17 protein-coding genes are annotated in these 16,940 nt (G+C 70.6%); 3 read left to right on the top strand and 14 right to left on the bottom strand.

The features are described from left to right. Nucleotides 1-11 precede the first annotated feature (11 nt). From FCN18_RS08580 to FCN18_RS08540, 9 genes are all read right to left on the bottom strand, one after another. Nucleotides 12-947, bottom strand: coding sequence for an alpha/beta hydrolase (locus FCN18_RS08580; protein WP_112270535.1), 936 nt, complete (start codon nucleotides 945-947; stop codon nucleotides 12-14). Between the two features lie 11 nt (nucleotides 948-958). Further along, the gene (locus FCN18_RS08575) at nucleotides 959-2,560 is read right to left on the bottom strand and encodes a flavin-containing monooxygenase (protein ID WP_137094280.1); all 1,602 of its coding nucleotides are present in this window, start codon (nucleotides 2,558-2,560) and stop codon (nucleotides 959-961) included. Nucleotides 2,561-2,582: 22 nt separating this feature from the next. Beyond that, nucleotides 2,583-3,257: an EthD domain-containing protein gene (locus FCN18_RS08570; RefSeq protein ID WP_113642077.1), complete on the bottom strand. Its 675-nt coding sequence runs from the start codon at nucleotides 3,255-3,257 to the stop codon at nucleotides 2,583-2,585. Between the two features lie 36 nt (nucleotides 3,258-3,293). Further along, entirely contained in the window at nucleotides 3,294-4,727 is a 1,434-nt protein-coding gene (locus FCN18_RS08565; protein ID WP_323808349.1) for an aldehyde dehydrogenase, read from the bottom strand. A 112-nt stretch (nucleotides 4,728-4,839) separates the two neighbouring features. Then, a complete protein-coding gene (locus tag FCN18_RS08560) occupies nucleotides 4,840-5,556 on the bottom strand; it encodes an ABC transporter ATP-binding protein (protein ID WP_137094278.1) in 717 nt (238 codons plus the stop codon). Beyond that, nucleotides 5,549-6,268 carry an ABC transporter ATP-binding protein gene (locus FCN18_RS08555; RefSeq protein ID WP_113642079.1) on the bottom strand — a complete coding sequence of 240 codons (720 nt, stop codon included), beginning with the start codon at nucleotides 6,266-6,268 and terminating at the stop codon, nucleotides 5,549-5,551. The genes FCN18_RS08560 and FCN18_RS08555 overlap by 8 nt, the downstream gene beginning before the upstream one ends. Beyond that, nucleotides 6,265-7,131 (bottom strand): branched-chain amino acid ABC transporter permease, encoded by an 867-nt coding sequence (locus tag FCN18_RS08550; protein WP_112270542.1) that lies wholly within the window; start codon nucleotides 7,129-7,131, stop codon nucleotides 6,265-6,267. Before FCN18_RS08550 ends, FCN18_RS08555 begins: the two co-directional genes overlap by 4 nt. Then, nucleotides 7,128-8,018, bottom strand: coding sequence for a branched-chain amino acid ABC transporter permease (locus FCN18_RS08545; RefSeq protein ID WP_112270543.1), 891 nt, complete (start codon nucleotides 8,016-8,018; stop codon nucleotides 7,128-7,130). Before FCN18_RS08545 ends, FCN18_RS08550 begins: the two co-directional genes overlap by 4 nt. 3 nt (nucleotides 8,019-8,021) lie before the next feature. Further along, nucleotides 8,022-9,062, bottom strand: coding sequence for an ABC transporter substrate-binding protein (locus FCN18_RS08540; RefSeq protein WP_199542735.1), 1,041 nt, complete (start codon nucleotides 9,060-9,062; stop codon nucleotides 8,022-8,024). Nucleotides 9,063-9,335: 273 nt separating this feature from the next. Here FCN18_RS08540 and FCN18_RS08535 point away from each other — a divergent pair, with 273 nt between their 5' ends. Further along, nucleotides 9,336-10,076 (top strand): SDR family NAD(P)-dependent oxidoreductase, encoded by a 741-nt coding sequence (locus tag FCN18_RS08535; RefSeq protein WP_137094276.1) that lies wholly within the window; start codon nucleotides 9,336-9,338, stop codon nucleotides 10,074-10,076. A 22-nt stretch (nucleotides 10,077-10,098) separates the two neighbouring features. Continuing rightward, complete coding sequence (locus FCN18_RS08530) at nucleotides 10,099-10,890, top strand: amidohydrolase family protein (RefSeq protein ID WP_112270545.1); 792 nt, start codon at nucleotides 10,099-10,101, stop codon at nucleotides 10,888-10,890. A 27-nt stretch (nucleotides 10,891-10,917) separates the two neighbouring features. On the opposite strand, the gene FCN18_RS08525 is transcribed toward FCN18_RS08530, so the two are convergent. Further along, complete coding sequence (locus FCN18_RS08525; RefSeq protein ID WP_199542737.1) at nucleotides 10,918-11,664, bottom strand: FadR/GntR family transcriptional regulator; 747 nt, start codon at nucleotides 11,662-11,664, stop codon at nucleotides 10,918-10,920. A 66-nt stretch (nucleotides 11,665-11,730) separates the two neighbouring features. Continuing rightward, entirely contained in the window at nucleotides 11,731-12,885 is a 1,155-nt protein-coding gene (locus tag FCN18_RS08520) for an acyl-CoA dehydrogenase family protein (RefSeq protein ID WP_228713773.1), read from the bottom strand. A 79-nt stretch (nucleotides 12,886-12,964) separates the two neighbouring features. Between FCN18_RS08520 and FCN18_RS08515 the strand changes: the two genes are divergently transcribed. Next, nucleotides 12,965-13,729, top strand: coding sequence for an SDR family NAD(P)-dependent oxidoreductase (locus FCN18_RS08515; RefSeq protein ID WP_137094274.1), 765 nt, complete (start codon nucleotides 12,965-12,967; stop codon nucleotides 13,727-13,729). A 45-nt stretch (nucleotides 13,730-13,774) separates the two neighbouring features. On the opposite strand, the gene FCN18_RS08510 is transcribed toward FCN18_RS08515, so the two are convergent. Genes FCN18_RS08510 through FCN18_RS08500 form a run of 3 tightly spaced genes read right to left on the bottom strand, consistent with a single transcriptional unit; the run spans nucleotide 13,775 to nucleotide 16,940 of the window. Next, nucleotides 13,775-14,992 carry a CaiB/BaiF CoA transferase family protein gene (locus FCN18_RS08510; RefSeq protein WP_112270547.1) on the bottom strand — a complete coding sequence of 406 codons (1,218 nt, stop codon included), beginning with the start codon at nucleotides 14,990-14,992 and terminating at the stop codon, nucleotides 13,775-13,777. Nucleotides 14,993-15,027: 35 nt separating this feature from the next. Continuing rightward, nucleotides 15,028-16,479: an aldehyde dehydrogenase family protein gene (locus tag FCN18_RS08505; RefSeq protein WP_137094272.1), complete on the bottom strand. Its 1,452-nt coding sequence runs from the start codon at nucleotides 16,477-16,479 to the stop codon at nucleotides 15,028-15,030. After that, the gene (locus tag FCN18_RS08500; protein ID WP_112270549.1) at nucleotides 16,479-16,940 is read right to left on the bottom strand and encodes a MaoC family dehydratase; all 462 of its coding nucleotides are present in this window, start codon (nucleotides 16,938-16,940) and stop codon (nucleotides 16,479-16,481) included. The genes FCN18_RS08505 and FCN18_RS08500 overlap by 1 nt, the downstream gene beginning before the upstream one ends.

Below are 16,940 nucleotides of genomic sequence, written 5' to 3'. Positions count from 1 at the left end.
AGCTCCTCTCCTCAGTGCCCCTCGAGGTAGGCGTTCACGTGCCTGGTCACGTAGTCGAGGCCCTCCGCGCTGCCCGGCAGCACGTTGACCATCGTGAAGAACCCGTGCATCTGGCCCTCGAACAGTCGCTCGTGCACGGTCACCCCGGCTTCCCGCAGCCGCTGTGCGTAGGCGGCGCCCTCGTCGCGCAGCACGTCGTGCTCGGCGACCAGCACCACGGCCGGTGGCAAACCGCTGAGGTCCCGGCAGCGCAACGGCGACGCGTCCTCGTTCCGCCGGGCCTGCGGGTCGGCGGCGTAGTGGTCCCAGAACATGATCATCGTCTCGCGCGAGAGCATGAGCTGGTTGGCCGGATCGGTGTAGGAGGCGTTGTCGAGATCGCAGTCGGTCACCGGGTACACCAGCACCTGCAGCAGGATCTCCGGGCCGCCCTCCCGCCGCGCGCGGCGGGTGACGATCGCCGACAGGTTCCCGCCCGCGCTGTCACCGGCGACGACCAGCGGCAGCCGGGAGCCCAGCAGCGTCTCCCGCTGAGCGTCCAGCCAGCGCAGCGCCGCCCACGCGTCCTCGGCCGCCGTGGGGTACGGATGCTCCGGCGCGAGCCGGTAGTCCACCAGCGCCACCGCGCAACCGGTGCGCTCGGCCAGCTGCCTGCCCAGCGTGTCGAACTCGTCGAGCGCGCCCAGCACCCAGCCGCCGCCGTGGTAGTACACCATCAGCCCGCGTGGGCTGGAGTTGGGCACCAGCAGCCGGATCCCCACCGATCCACCATCCTCAGTGGACACGATGTGTTCCTCGATCCGCGCCATGTCGGGGCCGGGGCCGTAAAGGTCCTTGAGCCCGGCGCTGACCTCGCGTGCCTCTGCGGGGCTCAGCTCGTGCAGTGGTTTCGCGCCGGTCTCGGCCATCTTGGCCAGGAAGTCCGCGGTCGCTTCGTCGAGAGCCATCGGCCACCCTTCTACTTGAGCACGAAGCCGCGGTAGTCCTGCTCCGCCACCTCGTCGCACTGCTTTTCGTACGTCGCGAAACCGCCCGCGTAGGGCATGAAGATCCGAGGCTTGCCGGGCACGTTCGCACCGAGGTACCACGACGCGGCCTTCGGGAACAACGTCATCGACGCGACCTCGTTGACGTGGTCGACCCAGCCGTCCTCGGCCTCGACGGTGGGCTCGATCGTGCGGTAGCCGTGCGTGCGCAGGTGCTCGATGCACCGGCCCGTCCACTCGACGTGCTGCTCGATCGCGGTGACCATGTTCGTCAGCACAGAGGGGCTGCCCGGTCCGGCCAGCAGAAACAGGTTCGGGAAGCCGGCGGTGGCGAGACCGAGGTAGGTCCTCGGGCCCGCGCCCCACTTCTCGGCCAGCGCGGCGCCGTCGCGGCCACGGATGTCGATCCGGTTGACCGCACCCGTCATCGCGTCGAAGCCGGTGGCGAGCACGAGGCAGTCGAGCTCCACCTCGCCCCGCGCGGTGCGGACCCCGTTCTCCGTCACCGTCTCCAGCGCGTCGCGGCGCAGGTCCACGAGGGTCACGTTGTCGCGGTTGAACGTCTCGTAGTAGTCGGTGTCGACACAGATGCGCTTGGTGCCCAGCGGGTACTCCCACGGCAGCAGCCGCTCGGCCACCTCCGGGTCGGTCACCCGCTCGCGGATCTTCTGCCGCACGAAGTCCGACACCGTGTCGTTGGCCCGTTGGTCGGCCATCAGGTCCGCGTACGCGCCGAGAATGCCGAACCCGCCCTTGGTGTAGCGGGTCTCGTACTCCCGCTGCCGCTGCTCGTCGTCCACGTCGTGGGCCGACTGCGGGTTGTCGCCGCGCACGAGGCCGGCCTCCGAGGCGCGGTTCTGCCTGCGCCGCTCGGCGTAGTCGGCCTTGATCTCGCGCTCCCATTCGGGGTCGAGCGGGCCGTTGAACGCGGGGACCGAGAACGCGGGCGTGCGCTGGAACACCGTGAGGTGGCCGGCCTGCTGGGCGATCACCGGGATCGCCTGCACACCCGAGGACCCGGTACCGAAGACACCGACGCGTTTGCCACTGAAGTCCACATCGGACTCTGGCCAGGTGGCGGTGTGGTAGACCGGGCCGCGAAAGTCTTCGAGGCCCGGTATCTCGGGAGCCTTCGGAACCGAGAGACAGCCGGTGGCCAGAATGCAGTACCTGGCCGTGAGCCGGTCACCGGCCTCGGTGCGGACCGTCCACGTGGCACTGGGCGGGTCGTAGTGGGCGGCCACCACCCTGGTGTCGAACGTGATGTCCTTGCGCAGGCCGAAGCGGTCGGCCACGTGGGCGAGGTAACGCTGGATCTCCGGCTGCGCCGGGTAGCGTTCGGTCCACTTCCACTCCTGCTGCAGGTCCTCGTCGAACGAGTACGAGTAGTCGAGGCTCTCCACGTCGCAGCGCGCGCCCGGATACCGGTTCCAGTACCAGGTGCCGCCCACGTCGGAGCCGGCCTCGAGCACCCGCGCGGTCAGTCCGCGCCTGCGCAGCTCGTAGAGCATGTACAGGCCGGAGAACCCGGCCCCGACGACGATCGCGTCGAACTCGGTGGTCGTGTCTGACATCGACGTGCCTTCTCCCGGTTTTTCAGCGCAGCCTGCGCTCGGTGGCGATGTAGGTGACGGACGCGGTGGCGTCGCACGCGGTGGGCTCGGACAGCTCGCGCCAGGCCCTGGGATCGCGGGCCGGCGCGGCGCGCAGCGCGCCGAGGTCGGCGAACCAGAGTTCGCGCACCGCGTCGAAGGCGGGCTCCCCGGCGGCGTAGCTTTCCGGGATGCTCCTGGAGCGCACGTGCCGCAGAGCGCCAACGGCGCGGCCGCGTTCCACGTCGCGGTCGTCGCTCCACACCGCGTCGAACGCGGCCTGGTCGAGGCCGGGTGCTCGGCGCAGCAGCCGGATCAGCTTGACACCCCGCGCGTCACCGGGCCCCGCGGAGCCGTCGACGGCCTCCTCGGTGGTGAGCAGGAACGCGAGCTTGGGGATGTCCATGAAGTGGACCTGGTCGGCCTCCGCCTCGGCGTACGCGGGGTCGTCCTGCAGCTTGAGCGCCGACTCCACGTCGTCGAGCCACACCTCGGGAATGCCGTGGTACGGCGCGTCGATGAGGTCGTCGGCAGCCGCGAGCCGCGCGTTCTGCACCGCGTGGCGAATCACCGAGATGGCGAGGGTGAGCGGGTCGCCGTGGGGTTCGTGCCAGTGCGCGTCGAACTGCTCCAGCGACAGCTCCGGCAGCTTGGTCAGCAAGGCCATCGTCTTGATCAAGGGGGCTCCTCGTCGTCGAGTAGCGGCGGGAAATGCTCAGGCGTACTGGATGAGCTTGGTCTCCAGGTAGGCGGAGAGGCCCTCGACGTTGCCCTCCCGGCCGAGGCCGGACTGCTTGTAGCCGCCGAAGGGCTGCACCACGCACATGCCCCAGCTGTTGATGGAGATCTGGCCGGTGCGGATGCGGCGGGCCACCTGCTCGGCGAGCGCGGTGTCGCGCGCGTACACCGCGCCGGAGAGCCCGTAGTCGGAGTCGTTGGCGATCTCGACGGCCTCGTCGACAGAGTCGAACGGGATCACGCACACGACGGGGCCGAAGATCTCCTCACGGGCGATGCGCATGTCGTTGCGGACGTCGGCGAAGAGCGTCGGCTGGACGTACCAGCCCCGGTCGAGTCCCTCGGGCCTGCCGCCGCCGGTCACCAGCCGGGCGCCCTCGTCGAGTCCGATCCTGATGTAGTTCTCGACGCGCTCGCGCTGGTGCTCCGCCGCGAGCGGGCCGAGCACGGTGTCGGCCTCCAGCGGGTCGCCGACCTTGAGCGCTTCGAGGGCGGGCACCATGGCGTCGAGCAGTTCCTGCTGCCGATCGCGGGGCACGAGGATGCGGGTGAGCGCGGCGCAGACCTGTCCGGAGTGGCCGATGCCCGCGAAGAGCAGCGTCGGCAGTACGTCTCCGAGCGGGATGTCGTCGGCGATGATCCCGGCTGATTTGCCGCCGAGCTCCAGCGTGACCCTGGTGACGCGTTCGCCGCACAGGCTCATGATCCGCCTGCCCGCGGCGGTGCTGCCGGTGAAGGCGACCTTGTCGACGCCGGGGTGGCGAACGAGGTACTCCCCCACCTCGCGGCCCGCTGGTAACACGCTGACCACGCCCTCGGGCAGGCCGGCGGCCTCGAGCGCCTCCGCCAGCAGCATGACGCTGACCGGACCTTCCGGTGCGGGTTTGAGCACCACGGTGCAGCCGGCGGCCAGCGCGGGGCCGATCTTGAGCGACGCGGTGGCGACGGGGCCGTTCCAGGGGATGATCGTGGCGACCACGCCCACCGGCTCGTGCACGAGCTTGCCGCTGCCGTCGGCCCAGGAGCGCTCCTCCTCGAACGCGAACCGCTCGTGCAGGGTGGACACGTCGTCCCACATCTTCAGCGCGTTCTGGTGGAACGCCGTGCTGACGGGGGTCGGGGCGCCGATCTCTGCGGTGAACGCTGCGACCATCTCGTCGAAGCGCTTCTCCACCTCCTTGCCGACACGGGCGAGGATCGCGCCGCGCTCGGCGGGGGTCATTCGTGGCCAGGGTCCCTCGTCGAAGGCCTTCCTGGCGGCGGCCACCGCGGCGTCCACATCCGCTTCCCTCGCCTCGGGAACCGCGGCCAGCACCTCTTCGGTGCTGGGCGAGACCACGTCGATGACGTGCTCGCTGGACGGCTCGACCCACCTGCCCCCGATGAACAGCCGGCGGTAGCTCCTGATCACGATCAGCTCCTCGTCGTTCTCACGTCGTGACGGGTGACACACACATTGAGGTCAGGCTAAGATCAAGTCAAGGATTTCCCTGATATTCATAGCAAGCAATTAGGAGAACCACTCAACCGGTGAGCGCGGCGTCGCCGAGGAAGGCCCGCACCACGGACGAATGCGAACGGGCCTCGGCCGCCGACCCGTGGAACACGGCCTCGCCACGGGCCAGCACGACGACGTCGTCGGCGATCTCGAGGCCCAGCTCGGCGTTCTGCTCCACGACGAGCAGGGCGATGCCGGAGTCGGCCATCTCCCGCACGGCGCCGAGCACCGACTCGACCATCGCGGGCGCCAGGCCCATCGACGGCTCGTCGAGCAGCATCACCCTCGGCGAGGACATCAGCGCCCTGCCGAACGCGAGCATCTGCTGCTCGCCACCGGACAGCAGCCCGGCCGCGCCCCGCCGTCGCTCGCGCAGCACCGGAAACATGGTGTAGACCTGCTCCAGCGTCCGCTGTGCCTGCGCGCGCGGCGCGGTGTAGCCGCCGAGCACGAGGTTCTCCTCCACGGTCAGCGGCGCGAACACGCGCCTGCCCTCCGGCACGAGCACGAGCCCGTCGCGCACGGTCTTGTGCGGCGCCCTGCCGACGATCGAGGCGCCGCCGAGGCGGACCTCTCCGGAACGCACGGGCACGAGCCCGCAGACCGCACGCAGCGTGGTGCTCTTGCCGGCCCCGTTCGCCCCGAGCACCAGCGTCACGCGGCCCTCGCTCGCCCGTGCGCTGACGCCGCGGACCGCCTCCACCGAGCCGTAGCTGACCCGCAGGTCCTCGATCTCAAGCATGGGCACGCCACCTCTTTCCCAGGTAGGCCCGCTGAACGTCGGGGTTGGTGACCACCTCGGAGGGGCTGCCGTGTGCCACCACGGCGCCGAAGTTCATGGCCACGAGGTCGTCGCAGGTGTCGATCATCATCTGCACGTCGTGCTCCACCAGCAGCTGCGTCAGGCCCTCGTCGCGCAGCCTGCGCAGCAGCTCCGAGATCTCCTGCCGCTCGGCCTGGTTCATCCCGGCCGTCGGCTCGTCCAGCAGCAGCAGGCGCGGTGAGGTCGCCAGGGCGCGGGCGATCTCGACTCGTCTGGACATGCCGTAGGACAGCTCACCCGGCCTTGCCCGCACGACCTCGCCGAGACCGGTGCGCTCGATCGCGTCGTCGACGATCCCGGCCGGTGGCCGCCTGCGCAGATCCGCGCCGAGCCGCACGTTCTCGGCCACCGTGAGGTCCGGCAGCAGGCGCACGGTCTGGAACGTGCGGGCGACCCCTCGGCGAGCGAGGCTCGCCGGGGCCGCGTTCTGGTACTCGACGCCGTCCAGCAGCAGCGTGCCTCGCGTCAGCGGGACGAGCCGGGTCAGCGCCGCCAGCAGGGTGCTCTTGCCCGACCCGTTGGGCCCGAGCAGCCCGCAGATCCGCCCGGCCTCCAGCGCGAGGTCGACGCCGTCGACCGCTTTGATGCCGCCGTAGTGCACGGCGACGTCGCGTGCCTCGATCACCGTCATGACCGGCCTCCCTGGAGCGCGGGGCGGCGCAGCCGCCGCACGAAGTCCTGTGCCAGCCCGAGGATCCCGGTCGGCACGAAGATCGCCGCGACGGCGACCACCACGCCGTAGACCAGCGTCTGCCACTCGCCGACGAACGCGAGCACCGTCGGCAGCCACGTGAAGACGACGGCGCCGATCAGCGCGCCCGCCCACGACCGTGAGCCGCCCACGATGATCATCGTCAGCGCCAGCACCACGAGATGGAACCCGACCTCCTCCGGGGTGACCGTGGTGCGCAGCAACGTGTTCATGGCACCGGCGCACGCCCCGAGGAGCCCGCCGACGACGAACGACAGCTGCCGGATCGCCGCTACGGGAACGCCGACCGACACGGCCAGCTCGGGGTCCTCGCGCACGGTGTCGATCCACCGGCCGAGCCTGCCCCGCTCGGACAGCGCCAGCAGCGCCACCGCCGCAACGGCGACGGCCACCACGTGCCCCGTCTGCAGGTCGCTGACGGCGCCGAACAGCCCCTGCGCGCCCCCGGTGAGCTCGCCGCCGTTGATCACGACGACGGAGAGGATGAGGCTGTAGGCGATCGTGGCCATGCCGAGGTAGAGGCCCGAGAGCCGCGCGAGCACGAGCGCCAGCAGGTAGGCGATCACCGCCGCCAGCAGCATCCCGGCCCCGATCGCGGCGAACGGCGGCCACCCGAGCTGCAGGGTCACGATCGCGGCGGTGTAGGCGCCGACGCCGTAGCTGCCGATGCCGGCGAGGGAGAACACCCCCGCCCGGAACGGCACCTGGATGCTCAGTGCCAGCAGCAGGCTGATGAACATGGACTGGATCAGCACCACGTTCGCCTCGTACCAGGCGATCATGTGCGACGCACCTCCTTGCGCCCGAAGAGACCGCGCGGCCGCAGCACGAGCACGGCGAAGATCAGCCCGAACGACACCGCGTCGACCCACATGCCCGAGGTCTGGGTGAGCACGACGGTCTCGGCGAGCGCGAGGATCATCGCCCCGGCCACCGCGCCGCCGATCGAGCCGATCCCGCCGAGCACGATCGCGGCGAACGCCTTGATGAGGAAGCTGTCGCCGCTCTCCGCTGCGATCGAACCGAGGTAGTAGGTGAGCAGCACGCCCGCGATGCCCGCGAGAGCGCCGGCGACCGCCATCGTCGCCATGGCCAGGCCCCGGCGGTTGACGCCCATCATCGTGGCGACCTCGGCGTCGACGCCGATCGAGCGCAATGCCAGGCCGGTGCGGGCGGAGCGCAGCCACCAGGCGAGCACCCCCGTCAGCACCGCGGCGGCGCCGAGGATCACCAGCTGCACATTGGTGAGCTGCACCGGGCCGAGCCGGTACACCTCCACCTGGAACGTGCTGCCGGTGAACCCGAACGGCACGCTCTTGGTGGCGTGCTGGGCGATCGCGAGCGGGATCGTCGCGATGCCGATACCGCCGACCAGGATCTGCAGCTCGGCGCGTCGGTGGTCACGCGCCCTGCGCTGGATGGGCTCGAAGGCGAGCACCTGCGCCAGCACCGACAGCGCCGCGCCCACCGCCGTGCCGATGAGCAGCACCACCGGCAGCGGCAGCGCGACCTGCTGCACCAACAGGTGCCCGGTGAACGCGGCGAACATGAAGATCGAGCCGTGGGCGAAGTTGAGGATGCCGATCGTGCCCCACGCGAGGCTCATGCCGAGCGCGAAGAGCAGGTACAGCGAGCCCAGCGTCAGCGCGTTGAGCAGGTTCTGCGCCATGGCTCACGACGCCCCACGGGAGACGAGGATCTCGCCGCTGCCGTCCCAGCCCGCGAGCACGCCCTCGACGCGCAGGTCGTTGCCCTCGAAGCGGAGCTTGCCCTCGGCGCCCTCGAAGCCCTGCTTCGCCACCGCCGCCAGGCCCTGCTGGATCGCGGTGCGGTCGGCGCTGCCCGCCTCCTTGATCCCCCTGGCGAGGAACCACGCGGCGTCGTAGGCCTCGGCGGCGTAGTTGTTGGGCAGCTCGCCGTTGTACTTCGCCTGGTAGGCCTTGACGAACTCCTGGACGCTTGGCGCTTCGGCGTGCGGGCTGAAGTCGCTCGGCCACACCGTGCCCTTGGCCTGCTGCCCGGCCGGCTTCAGGTTGCCCGCGCCCATCGAGGTCATGCCGACGATCTCACCGGAGTAGCCGTTCTGCTTGAGCTGCGTGATCGCGGCGGGGTTCTGCGGGCCCTGCAACAGCACGAACACGGCGTCGGGCTTCGCGCGGGCGATCTTGGCCCCGGCGTTGGTGAAGTCCTGCGCGGTGAGCTGGACGCCGTCGGAGCTGCTCACCGAGAAGCCGTACTCCTTCGCCAGCTCCGGCACGGTCCGCTGGCCCAGCTCGGCGAGCGTCGGGTTGCCGCTGTTGTAGAGCACGGCGGCGGTCTTGGCGCCCTTGCTCTTGAGGTATTCGCCGGCGTGGTGGAAGTAGGAGCTCGCCGGAGCGGTGACGCGGAAGGTGTAGTCGCCGACGAGCACGCCGTCGCTGCCGGCCTGGGTGTAGATCACCGGGATCTTCGCCTTGTCCGCGATGGGCGAGACGGCGGCGGCCTGCGAGCTGGACGCTGGCCCGAGGAGCGCGGAGTACGACTGGTCGGACACCGCCTGCGTCGCGAAGCTCGCTGCCTCCTGGACGCTCGCGGCGCTGTCGTGCAAATCGATCTCGAGTTTCGTGTCGCCGAGGAACTTTCGCTGGTTGATCTGCTCGACCGCGAGGTCGATGCCGCGCGTGGCGTGTGTGCCAGCGAACGCGACCGGCCCCGTCATCTCCTTGATCGACATGATCTTGACGGTCCCGGGCAGCCCCTCTCCCCCACTGCCGCCCGTTCCCGACGAGGTCGCACACGCCGTTGTCAACACGGCCGCCGCGCCCACGACCAGGGCACACCGGACCCGATTTCCCGTACGCATCTTCACTGACGCCTCCGTGGGGACCGAATCTATGATTATGATTCGTATGAGTTTCCACACGGTAAGCCGCGGCGCCGTCGTTGTCCAGCCCTTCGGTGCAGCTGCTTGACACTGGCTCAATTGGAGATAACGATTAACATCAATATGGATGGCAAAGTCGCCCTGGTGACCGGCGGCGGCAGTGGCATGGGCAGGGCGACCGTGCTCGCTTTCGCCCGCGCCGGCGCACAGGTCGTGGTCGCCGACGTCGACACCGAGGCAGGCCGCCACGCCGCGGCCGAGGCGGGCGGCTGTTTCGTCGAGACCGACGTGAGCAGGCCGGAGGACGCCGAGGCCATGGTCGCCACCGCGGTCGAGCGCTTCGGCAGGCTCGACTTCGCGGTGAACAACGCGGCGCTCACCCCCGACCGGGCCGGGATCGTCGACACCGACCTCGGCGAGTGGCACCGCCTGCTCGCCGTCAACCTCACCGGCGTGCTGCTGTGCCTCAAGTACGAGCTCGCCTGGCTGCGGCGGCAGGGCGAGGGCGGCGCGATCGTCAACGTCGGCTCGGTCCGCTCGCTGCGCGCCAAGGCAGGCTCCCCGGCCTACACGGCCGCCAAGCACGGCGTGCTCGGCCTGACCCGGACGGCCGCGCTGGAGCACGCGAGCGAGGGCATCCGCGTCAACGCCGTGTGCCCCGGCGCGATCGACACGCCCATGGCGCGGGAGGCCAGGGCCGCCCGCGGCGAGAGCGAGGCGGCGATGGCGGCGCGGCTGAGCCCGCTGGGCAGGCTCGGCACGGCCGAGGAGATCGCCGAGACCAACGTCTGGCTGTGCTCACCCACGTGCGAGCTGATCACCGGACAGGCGATCGTCGCCGACGGTGGCTACCTGGCGCAATGAACGACCGAGAGAGGCGGGACCCGTGATCATCGACGCGCACACGCACATCTGGCCAGACCGCATCGCCGAGAAGGCGCTGACGGCCAACCGGCTGCCAGGGCTGACCGCCGTCGGCGACGGAAAGGCAGGCACACTCGCGGCGCAGATGGCGGGCGGCGAGGTCGGGCACAGCGTCGCACTCGGCGTCGCCGGCCAGGCCCGCCACGTCGACGCGACCAACGCGTTCATGGCCTCGCTCGACCGCGCCAGTTTCACGCCGTTCGGCACCGTGCACGTGGACCTCTCCGTGGAGGAGAACCTGGCGAGTCTGCGCAGGCACGGGATCCACGGCGTGAAGGTGCACCCGCTGTTCCAGGGCTTCGGGCTGATGCACGAGCGCCTGTGGGAGCTGTTCGAGGCGTTCGGCAGCGACATTCCGGTGATCACGCACGTCGGCGCGGGCGGCAGCGGCGAGGTGAACTCGCTGAGCAACCCGAGGATGCTGCGCGAGATCGTCACGACGTTCCCCGACCTGCGGCTCGTCGCGTGTCACTTCGGCGGCTACCACATGCTCGCCGAGGCCGAGGAGGAGCTGCGCGGCCTGCCGATCGTGCTGGAGACCTCCTGGCCCCCGTCGGTCGCGAACGTCGATCCGGACACGGTGCGGCGGTTCATCACCCGGCACGGCACCGAGCGGGTGGTGTTCGGCTCGGACTGGCCGATGACCGACCCGGCCGCCGAGATCGCCGCGATCCGGCGGCTCGGGCTCGGCGACGCCGCCGAGGAGGCCATCCTCGGCGGCAACCTCGCGCGGGTGCTCGGTCTGGCCGTCTGACCAGGCGGCAGCGCCGGTCAGCGCCGTTCAGCGCCAGTCCACGACCTCGTTCATGAGCTGCGGTTCGCGCCGGGCCACGGTCTTGGCGTACTCGCTCATGTGCTCGTGCATGAGCCGCTCGGCCACCTCCGCGTCACCCGCGATGATCGCGTCGGCGATCTCGGCGTGCACCCGGCGGACATGCCCGCGCTTGCGCGCGACGTACACGCCGGACGCCCGCTCGGTGAAGATGTCCTTCATCGCGCGGGCGAAGATGTCGAGCAGTCCGTTGCCGGACATCGACAGCACCTTCGCGTGGAACGCGTTGCTCGCGACCAGCCACTCGGCGTCGGTGCTCGCCTCGAAGCCCTGCTTGACGATCGCGCGCAACTCGTCGTTGTCGTCCGGGTCGTGCCGCTGCGCGGCCAGCCGGGCGATGAGCGGCTCGATGATCAGCCGGGCCTCCACCAGCTCGCTGAACTGGATGCCGAGCACCTGGAAGAACAGCGTGGCCATCCGCCCGAACTCGCGACTGTCCACTTCCGACACCACGGGGCCGCCGCCGGGGCCGGGCTTCATCCGGACGAGCCCGTGGGTCTCCAGTACGCGCAGCGCCTCCCGCAGCGAGGCGCGCGCCACCTGGTAGCGCTGGAGCATGACGCTTTCCGACTCCAGCATGTCGCCGGGCTTGAGATCGCGCTTGGCGATGTCGCGCACGATCTCCCTGGCGATGATGGCCGAAACCTTCTCGCTCCGGCGTTCCCATGCCGCGCCGGACGCCGCATTGTCAGTCATAATGAATCGCAGCATACCGGCGTGACCGGCGGCAGGCGGCGCAGGCGCCCCGGCGAGTGTCGCGACCTATTTGGTCAAGCGTTTTACGAGTTGCTTGGCGAGTGAGTCGAGGATGACCTCCGTGGACCCCTCGTAGATGCGCATCGGCCGCGCCTCGCGGTACAGGCGTTCGATTTTGCTGCCGCGCACGAGCCCGAACCGGCCCATCGTCTGCACGCACCGGTCCACCACCCGCGCCGCCGCCTCCGTCGCGGCGACCTTCGCCATCGAGGACAGGTGCAGGTTGCCGAGCGGGTCACGGGCCGCGGCGGCCGCTGCACGGTAGGTGAGCGTTCGCGCGCCCTCGATGTCGGTCCACGAAAGAGCGAGGTTGCCGGGAACCGAGCCGAGCCGCGCGAGGCTCACGCCGAACTGCTCGCGGCCCGCCGCGTGCGGGACGGCTTCCTCCAGCGCCGCCTGTGCGAGCCCCACCGCGGCGCCCGCCACCGAGACCCGGAACGTCGCGAGCGTGGCGAGCACCAGCGAGAAGCCCTTGCCCGGCTCCCCCAGCCGGTTGCCCGCCGGCACCCGCACGTCGTGGAGGAGCACGTCGCCGAGCACGTGCGGCGCGATGATCTGGTGCGCCTTCTCCACCGAGACGCCGGGCGCCGCGGCCGGCACCAGCACGAGCGAGTAGCCCTCGCCCTCGCGGGCGAGCACGCAGTAGAAGTCCGCGTCGCCGGCGTTGGTGATGAAGGACTTGTGGCCGTTGACCACCAGCTCGCCGTCACGCTCGGTGACCGATGTGGACAGTGCCTTGAGGTCGGAGCCGACCCCGGGCTCGGTCAGCGCCAGCGCGGCGATGGCCTCCAGCCTGGCGACCTTCGGCAGCCACTCCTCGCGCAACTGGCGGCTGCCGCCCTTGCCGATGGCGTAGCTGCCGATGCCCTGCATGCCGAGCAGCGAGTCGAGGTGCGCGCTCTCCGCGGCGAACGCCTCGCGCACCACGGTCACCGCCAGGGAGTCGACCTCCGCGTGGCGGCCGCCGAACTCGGCCGGGACCATGATCGAGGCCAGCCCCGTCTCCGCCAGCCGCTTGCGCATCTCCGGGTCGATGTCGTCGGCCTCGTCGGCCCGCTCCGCGATATCGCGTACCGATGCGGCGAACCCCCTCGCCTCGTCCTGCAGCGCGCGGTACGGCGCAGGGAGCTCGAACAGGGGTTGCTCGTGCGTCTCGCCCACCGGTACTCCTTCGTCCTCGGCTTCACTTCGCGACTATCTATGATTACCATAACAAGGAATACATTCAAGAGGAGGCTTCGTGACGTTCGATCCGACGACGGCGTTCGACCTGACCGGCAGGGTCGCGCTGGTGACCGGCGGCAGCAGGGGCCTCGGCAGGGCGATGGTGTTCGGCCTCGCCCGAGCGGGAGCCGACGTGGTGATCGCCAGCCGCAACCTCGACTCGTGCGAGCGGACCGCCGCCGAGGTGGAGCGTGAGACCGGACGCGCCGCCCTGCCCGTGAGCGCGCACGTCGGGCGCTGGGGCGGGCTGGAGGCCCTGGTCGACGCCGCCTACGACCGGTTCGGCCACGTCGACGTGCTCGTCAACAACGCGGGCATGTCGCCGCTCTACGACAGCCTCGACGGCGTGAGCGAGGAGCTGTTCGACAAGGTCCTCGGCGTCAACCTCAAGGGCCCGTTCCGGCTGTCCGCGCTGGTGGGCACCCGCATGGCGCGGGGAAGCGGCGGCTCCATCATCAACATCAGCAGCGCCGCCGCCGCGCACCCCCGGCCCGCCGTGGTGCCCTACGCCGCCGCCAAGGCCGGCCTCAACGCCGTCACCATCGGCTTCGCCCACGCATTCGGCCCCTCGGTGCGCTGCAACGCGATCATGGCGGGCACGTTCCACACCGACGTCAGCGCGTCGTGGGACCCCGAGACATTCGCCCAGCGGGCGCAGGGCTTCGCGCTGCGCCGCGGCGGCCAGCCCGACGAGATCGTCGGCATGGCCGTCTACCTGGCCAGCGACGCCTCCAGCTACACCACGGGCGCCGTGCTCACCGTGGACGGCGGCCAGCCCTGACCGTGGCGCGCCGGGGCCACCGCACGGCCCCGGCGCGCCACCGGGTCAGCTGGTGACGACGCCCTCCGCGCCGAGCGTGGCCAGCTCGCCCTCACCGAGGCCGAGCCGCCCGCCGAGCACCTCCCGTGTGTGCTGCCCCACGGTCGGCACGCCGTCGTAGCCGGGACCGTCGTAGCTGGCCAGGTGCAGCACCGGCCCTGGCATGAGCACCGAGCCGAGACCGTGCTCGCCGGTGATGCCCACCAGCGTGCGCTCGAGGAAGTGCGGGTCGGTGACGATGTCGGAGGCGTCGTTGACGGGCGCGTTGACCACGTCGTGCTCCTCCAGGATCCGCAGCGCCTCCGCCCTCGGCAGCGACCGCACCCAGTCGGCCACGTGCTTCTGCACCAGCTCGTTGTTCGCCAGTCGCGCCGAGTTGGTGGCGAAGCGGGGGTCCTCGACCAGCTCGGGCTGCCCCATCGCCGCGAACAGGCGCGCGGCGATCGCCTGGTTGGACGCGGCGATCGACAGGTACTTGCCGTCCGCGGCCTGGTAGATGCCGCGGGGCGAGGCCGCGCCGGTGTCGTTGCCGATGCGGCCCTGCACCTCACCGAGCGAGGTGTACTTGAGCATCATGTCGCCGATGATGAACATCAGCGGCTCGTACAGTGCCACGTCCACCACGTCGCCCTCACCGGTGCGCTCGCGGCGGAACAGCGACATCGCCGTGCCCATGGCCGCCGAGATGCCCGCGATCGAGTCGGCGAAGCCGAACGGCGGCGCCGTGGGCGGCAGCTCGGGCCAGCCGTTGATCTGGGCGAACCCGCTGGAGGTCTCCGCCACGGTGCCGAAGCCCGGCCGGGAGCGGTACGGGCCGGTCTGGCCGAAGCCGGAGACCCGCGTCAGCACCAGGCCGGGGTTGTCCGCGCTGAGGACGTCGTAGCCGAGCCCCCAGCCCTCGAGCCTGCCCGGCCGGAACGACTCCACGACGACGTCCACAGTGGACGCCAGTCGCCGCACCACGTCGCGCCCCTTCTCCGAGCGCAGGTCGATGCCCACCGACCGTTTGCCGGCGTTGAGCCTGCAGAAGCCGAGTGAGAGCCCGTCCTTCTGCGGCACCCACTGCCGCGCGTAGTCCCCGTTGCCCGGATCCTCGGCCTTGACCACGTCAGCGCCGAAGTCGCGCAGCATCCGGCCCGTGGTCGGCGCGGCGTATCCGGCGCCGAGCTCGAGCACCCGCACGCCCGCGAGCGGCCCCGCGCCTGTGGATCTGGTCGCTGCCATGCTCCCCTACTTTCGTGCTCTCGGACTCGCGGTGCCTAGACGCGCCATTGGATGTGCCGCGGTTCCAGGTATTCGTGGATGCCCCACTCACCGATCTCCCTGCCGATGCCGGAGCGGCCTGACCCGCCGAACGGCGCGTCGGGGCGCATGGCGCCACCGCCGTTGATCCAGACGGTGCCCGCCCGCAGGCGTTCGGCGACCCGGCGGCCCTCGCCGAGATCTGGCGCCCACACGTTCGCCGCGAGGCCGAACGCCGTGTCGTTGGCGAGCCGGATCGCCTCGTCGGTGTCGCGGAAGGGCAGGATCACGGCCACGGGGCCGAAGATCTCCTGCTGCACGGCCCTCGCCGTGTGCGGCAGGCCACCCAGCAGCACCGGGTTGATGAAGTAGCCCTTGTCCGGCACCGGGGTGCCGACCGAAAGCAGCACCTCGCCGCCGTCGGCGAGTGAGGCGTCGATGAAGCCCTGCACGCGCTCGCGGTGGTCGGGCCGGATCATCGGGCCGATGTTGGTCGCCGGGTCCCAGGGGTCGCCGACCTTCATCTGGTCGAACGCGGCCGCGCCCGCTTCGAGGAACCGGTCGTACAGGCTCTCGTGCACGAGCAGCCGGGCCAGCGCCGCGCAGCCCTGCCCGCCGTTGCGCGACCAGCGCAGGTGCATCTCCACGGCGAAGTCCTCGACGTCGCAGCCGGGCAGCACGATGTTGGCCGACTTGCCGCCGAGCTCCAGCGTGACGCCGGACAGGTTCGCCGCGGCCTGCTCCATGATCTTGGCGCCGACCGTGTCGGAGCCGGTGAACGACACCTTGTCCACGCCGGGGTGCGACGAGAGCAGCTGCCCGACGTCGGCGCCGCCGATGATCACGTTGAACACGCCGTCGGGCAGCCCGGCCTCGCGGGAGAGATCACCGAAGAACAGCGTGGTCAGCGGCGTCCGCGGCGAGGGCAGCAGCACCACGGTGCAGCCGGCCGCGAGCGCGGCGCCGAACTTGAAGATCGCGAGATTGAGCGGGTAGTTGTAGCCGGTGATCGCGGCGACGACACCCACCGGGTAGTGGGTCACGTCGCTCATCGTCGGCACCGGCACGTCGTAGGCGCCGAGGTGCTGCGTACGGTCCTTCTTCGCCGCGTCCGCCTGCCAGCGCAGGTGCCCGAGCCCCATCTTGACCTGCATGAACTCGGCGAGCGACACCGGCGTGCCCACCTCGTTGACGATCGAGGCCAGCAGCTGGTCGGTCCTCGACTCCAGCACGTCGGCGAGCCGGTGGATCGCGGCGGAGCGCTCCTCACCGGAGAGCGCGGCCCAGCCGTCGAACGCGTCCCGCGCCGCGCGGACGGCCTGGTCGACCTGGTCCGCCGACGCGCCCCCGACGGTGGCGATGACCTCCTCGGTCGCCGGGTTGGCGACGTCCCACCGGTCACCGGCCGGCTCGACCGGCTTGTTCCCGATGGTCAGCGTGCGCACGTCCGGCACGAAGTCCCGTTCCATCAGACACCTTCCTTCGGCTTCTTGAGCATCAGACCGACGCGGCGCATCTCGCAGACCAGCACGTCGTTCTGGTTGTATCCCCGGTGCTCGAACCAGACGACCCCGGAGTCGTCGCGGCTCCTGGACTCTCGTTTGTCCACAATGGTCGTCTCAGCCCGCAGGGTGTCGCCGTGGAACACCGGGTGCGGGAACGTGATCCTGTCGTAGCCGAGGTTGCCCAGCGTGGTTCCCATGGTCAGCTCGGGCACGTGGAACGCGCCGATGAGCGCCACGGTGAACAGGCTGTTGAGCACCCGCGCGCCGTGCACCGTCGTCTTCGCGTACTCCTCGTCGAGGTGCAGCGGTGCGACGTTCATGGTCAGCGAGGTGAACATGACGTTGTCCATCTCGGTGATCGTGCGGCGGAACGCGTGTTTGTACTCCGCGCCGATCTCGAACTCCTCGAAGTAGAGGCCGCGCAT

The organism is Prauserella endophytica, from assembly GCF_005146945.1.
Lineage (GTDB): Bacteria > Actinomycetota > Actinomycetes > Mycobacteriales > Pseudonocardiaceae > Prauserella_A > Prauserella_A endophytica.
Note: the sequence above shows the minus strand (reverse complement) of the source record. Positions and strands in the feature narration are given on the sequence as shown.